Below are 5177 nucleotides of genomic sequence, written 5' to 3' on the forward strand. Positions count from 1 at the left end.
GGCGCCCCGCCCGCCGACAGCTCCACCGCCGGGGTGATCTGCGCGAAGGTCGCCCGCTACGCCGAGCGGGTGCACCACCCCGACCGGCTGACGCAGCCGCTGCGCCGCACCGGCCCCAAGGGCTCCGGCCAGTTCGCGCCGATCTCCTGGGACGAGGCGCTGGACATCGTCGCCGACCGGTTCCTGGAGGCGGAGCGGCGGCACGGACCGGAGACGGTGTGGCCCTACTACTACGCGGGCACCATGGGGCTGGTGCAGCGCGACGGCATCAACCGGCTGCGCCACGCCCGGCGCTGGTCGGGCTTCTTCGCCACCATCTGCACCAACCCGGCCTGGGCCGGCTGGCTGGCCGGCGCCGGCAAGCTGGCCGGGGCCGACCCGCGCGAGATGGCCAAGTCCGACCTCGTGGTGATCTGGGGCACCAACGCCGTCTCCACCCAGGTCAACGTGATGACCCACGCCGTCCGCGCCCGCAAGGAGCGCGGGGCGAAGATCGCCGTGGTCGACGTCTACCGCACCCCGACCATGGAGCAGGCGGACATTCCCCTGCTGATCCGTCCGGGCACCGACGGGGCGCTGGCCTGCGCGGTCATGCATGTGCTGTTCCGCGACGGGTTGGCCGACCGCGCCTACCTCGCCAGCCACGCCGACGACCCCGCCGGGCTGGAGGCGCATCTCGCCAGCCGGACGCCGGAATGGGCCGAGGCCATCACCGGCCTGCCGGCCGCGGAGATCGAGGCCTTCGCCCGGCTGGTCGGGCGAACGCCGCGCAGCTATTTCCGGCTGGGCTACGGCTTCACCCGCTCGCGCAACGGGGCGGTGAATATGCACGCCGCGTCCTGCATCCCGGTGGTCAGCGGCGCCTGGCAGGTCGAGGGCGGCGGCGCCTTCCATTCCAACAGCGGCATCTACGGCTGGAACAAGACGCTGATCGAGGGGCTGGACCTGCGCGACCCGACCGTACGCATGCTCGACCAGTCGCGCATCGGCCCGATCCTGGAGGGTGACCCGGAGGCGCTGGCCGGCGGCCCGCCGGTAACGGCGCTGCTGATCCAGAACACCAATCCGGTGACCATCGCCCCCGATCAGGCGCGCGTGCGTCGCGGCTTCGCCCGCGACGACCTGTTCGTCTGCGTGCACGAGCAGTTCATGACCGAGACGGCCCGCATGGCCGACATCGTGCTGCCCGCCACCATGTTCCTGGAGCACGACGACCTCTATCAGGCGGGCGGCAACCAGCACATCCTGCTCGGACCGAAGCTGGTCGATCCGCCCGGCGACTGCCGGCCCAACCACGCCGTCATCGGCGAGCTGGCGCGGCGGCTGGGCAGCGACTCCCACCCCGGTTTCTCCATGACCGAGCGGGAGTTGATCGACGCCACGCTGCGCGCGTCCGGCCACGGCACGCTGGAGGCGCTGGAATCCCAGCGCTTCCTCGACGTGCAGCCGGACTTCGAGGACGCGCATTTCGTGAAGGGCTTCCGCTGGCCCGACGGCAAGTTCCGCCTGAAGCCGGACTGGCCCAAGGTGCCCTACGCCGCCCCGTCCACCTTCGGCCCGGTCGATGCCATGCCGGCCTTCCCCGACCATTGGGCGGTGACGGAGGAGGCGGACGACGAGCATCCCTTCCGGCTGGTCACCGCGCCGGCCCGCAACTTCCTGAACAGCAGCTTCACCGAGACGCCGACCTCCGCGGGACGGGAACGCCGCCCGAGCCTGATGCTGCACCCCGAGGACGCGGCGGCGCTGGGCATCGCGGAGGGCGACCGGGTGGAAGCCGCCAACGGGCGCGGCGCGGTCCTGCTGCACGCGCGGCTGTTCGACGGGGTGCGGCGGGGCGTGGTGATCGCCGAATCCATCTGGCCCAACGCCGCGCACGAGGGCGGACGCGGCATCAACAGCCTGACCGGCGCCGACCCGGTGGCGCCCTTCGGCGGAGCCGCCTTCCACGACAGCCATGTGCGGGTGCGCAAGGCCGACGACGCCGCTTGAGCAAGCCCAACTGGGAAAGGCCGGTGCACCGACGGGCAACGGCACTCCTAGCGCATCAGGGCCTCGCGCCAGGATTGGCCGGGCCCGGTGACCGGCGGCAGAGCCGGCAGGGGGCAGGGGCGGCCTTCCGGCAGCCCTAGAAGGTTCAGGGACACCACGCCGGGAAAGGCATCGTAGCGATTGCCCGCGTGGTTGGCCGGGTTGTAGATCGGCACGATGTGCCACCACAGCCGGTAGCCGAGATCCTGGAGCATGGCGATCAGATCGGCGGATTGCTCTTCCCGGTCGTTCTCCAGATAGAGCGCGGGTCGGCAACGGGCGATGCTGCGGATCGCCCCCTCGATCACCATCGCCTCCATGCCCTCCACGTCCGCCTTCAGCAGGGCCAGCCGCTCCAGGCCGAGGCCGTCGACCGTCTCGACCGGCACCACCTCGCCGTCGAGGGCCCCCATGCTGACGGCGCCGAAGTTGCCGGGCCGCCCATAATCGGGAATCGGAACGGTGACATGCCCGGGCGCGTTGCCGACCGCCGCCCGGTGCAGGACGACGTTGCCGAGCCCATTGGCGGCGAGGTTGTGGGCCAGCAGATCGTGCACCGCGCGTTGCGGTTCGAAGGCGTGGACGAGCCCGGTGGGGCCGACCAACCGGGCCAGCGGAACGGTGTGGGAACCGATGTTCGATCCCGCCTCCACCACCACGTCGCCGGCAGCCGCCAGCATCGCGGCAAGGCGGTGCTCTTCGTCCGAATACTCGCCGTAGTGCCCGAGGGAGAACCCGACATAGGCGTCCTGCGGGAAGAAACGCATCAACCCGTGACGGCAGGGCCGTTCGGCCAGCATGGGACGGCCCGGCTCGGCCGGCAGGAAGGCGACCGCGGGAGGGTAGTCCGGTTGTCGCGTTGCCACGGCGACGCCGTCCGCCCGCAATTGCAACGGCGGCTTGGCGGACGGCGGCGTTTCCTGAATGGCCGGCAACCCCTTGAGACCCAGGGCTTCGGCGGACCACAGGGCGGCCTCGGCCGGATCGCGCGGCGCCAGCATGAGGGCCAGAGCCTTGCGCGCGGCGATGTGGCCGGTGTCGAGGCGTGCGGCACGGCGCAGCGCGGTCAGCGCATCCTCCACCCGGCCACTCCTGGCCAGCGCCATGCCCAGATTGTGCAGGGTGAAACCGCCCGCCGGGTCGAGGCTCAACGCCTGGTGGTACATATCGACCGCCGCTTCGAAGCGGTTGGATTCCAGCAGCGTGGTGGCAAGCTGGAAGCGTATCTCGGCATCCTCCGGCAGCAACGCCGCCGCGCGCCGGTAGTCCACCAGGGCCGCGGTGTGCCGGGACCGCCGCAGGGACTCCTGTCCCCGCTGCTGGTGAAGCAGGGCGAGCCGGCCGCTCATGTCGCCCCGCTCGGGGGCCAGGACGCAGGCGCGCTCCAACGCCGCGATGGCAGCGTCCATGCCGCCGGAATGATGCTCCGCCAGTGCCAGGAAATACCAGCCCTCGGCGGAATCGGGGGCCAGCGCCAGGAGGACGGGGCGCAAGGCCGACGCGACTGCGTTCCACCGTTCCGCGGCCATCAGCGCCTTGGCGCGGTCGATGCGGTAGGCGGCCATGCCGGGAGCCTCCCGGACGGCGAGGCCCAACCGGTCGAGCGCGGTGTCGAGGCGGTTTGTCTGGCAGGCCAGCACCCCCGCCAGATGCAAGGCGGGCGCGTTCAGAGGGTCCACGTCAAGGATGCGGCTGTAAATGGTCTCGGCTTCCGTCAGGCGACCGGACACGTGATGGTCGATCGCGATGTCGAGCGCTTCTTCAATGGTCGCCATCATGGGTCCTTCCTGACCGGCAGCGGCGTGGTGCCGCCGCGCGTAACCGGTTGCGCGCGGTGATAGCACAACACGCGACGATTTGCATGGCGCCGTACGTCCCGGAGTCCCTACGACAGCACTGCCGCCGAGCCGATTGCCAAGACGGGAGCAGCGTGCCACGGTGCGCCGCACACGAAACCAGAGCGGGACGAGGCGGTGGCGTCGGGCGGGATGCGCGATCTTCGGTTGGACTTTTTCCGCGGGCTGGCCCTGTGGTTCATCTTCGTGGACCACATCCCGGGCAACCAGATCGCCTGGGTGACGATGCGCAACTTCGGTCTGAGCGACGCGACCGAGGTGTTCGTCTTCATCTCCGGCTACACGTCGGCGCTGGTCTATTCGCGGATACTGGACCAGCACGGCTGGCGGTTCGCGGCCGCCAAGGTGCTGGACCGCTGCTGGACGCTCTACGTCGCCTATCTCTTCCTGTTCATCGCCTTCACGGCGCAGGTCGCCTACACAGCGCGGGTCTTCGACAACCCGCTGTTCACCGAGGAAATGGGCATCGCCGGCTTCTTCGCCGATCCCGCGCTGTCGCTGGTCCAGGCGCTGGCTCTGAAGTTCCGCCCGGCCAACCTGGACATCCTGCCGCTCTACATCGTGCTGCTGCTGTCCCTCCCGGTGCTGCTGCCGGTGCTGCGCCGCTGGCCGCTGGCCCTGCTGGCCGGGTCGGCCACGCTCTACGCGGCGGCGCGGCTGCTGGACTGGAACCTGCCGACCTACCCGGACGGCGGCGTCTGGTTCTTCAACCCCTTCGCTTGGCAACTCCTGTTCGTGCTGGGGGCCACCATGCAGCGGCTGCCCGGCGTGGCGTCGGCGCTGACGAGGCGGCGGACCGCCCTGCTGTGGCTGGCCGGGGGGTATCTGTTCGCCTCGCTGCTGCTGGTGATCTCCTGGCAAATCGCGCCGATGGCCGCGCTGATGCCGGTGTGGCTGGCGGAGATCCTCTATCCGATCAGCAAGACCGACCTCGACCTGCTGCGGCTCGCGCATTTCTGCGCGCTGGCCTATGTCGTGCTTCAGGTCGCGCGCATCGACAGCGCGTGGCTGCGCTGGCCGGCGCTGGCCCCGGTGATCCTGTGCGGGCGGCAGTCGCTTCAGGTCTTCTGCCTGGGCATTTTCCTGTCCTTCGCCGGCCAGACGGTGCTGAACCACTGGTCCGCCTCGCTTTTGGCCCAGTTTTCGGTCACACTCGCCGGCATCGCCGTGATGGTGGCCGCCGCGCGGGTGCTGACCTGGTACCAGTCCGTGGGACGGCCACCGCGCCAACCGGCGTCCGCCCCGCCCGCGGCACCCGCCGCTCCACTGGCCCCAACCGCCCCATTGGCC

Annotated in this window: 3 protein-coding genes; 2 read left to right on the plus strand and 1 reads right to left on the minus strand. The window is 70.6% G+C overall.

All coding sequences use genetic code 11. The features are described from left to right. Positions 1-1992: molybdopterin-containing oxidoreductase family protein (locus GBZ26_RS26575; protein WP_174441403.1), on the plus strand; the 1992-nt coding region annotated here is incomplete at its 5' end. A 47-nt stretch (positions 1993-2039) separates the two neighbouring features. Here the strand turns inward: GBZ26_RS26575 and GBZ26_RS26580 are convergent. Further along, the gene (locus GBZ26_RS26580) at positions 2040-3809 is read right to left on the minus strand and encodes a protein arginine N-methyltransferase (RefSeq protein WP_174441404.1); all 1770 of its coding nucleotides are present in this window, start codon (positions 3807-3809) and stop codon (positions 2040-2042) included. Positions 3810-4034: 225 nt separating this feature from the next. Between GBZ26_RS26580 and GBZ26_RS26585 the strand changes: the two genes are divergently transcribed. Next, on the plus strand, positions 4035-5177 hold a 1143-nt coding region (locus tag GBZ26_RS26585; protein ID WP_247884918.1), incomplete at its 3' end, for an OpgC family protein.

This window comes from Azospirillum formosense (genome assembly GCF_013340925.1).
Classification (GTDB): domain Bacteria; phylum Pseudomonadota; class Alphaproteobacteria; order Azospirillales; family Azospirillaceae; genus Azospirillum; species Azospirillum formosense.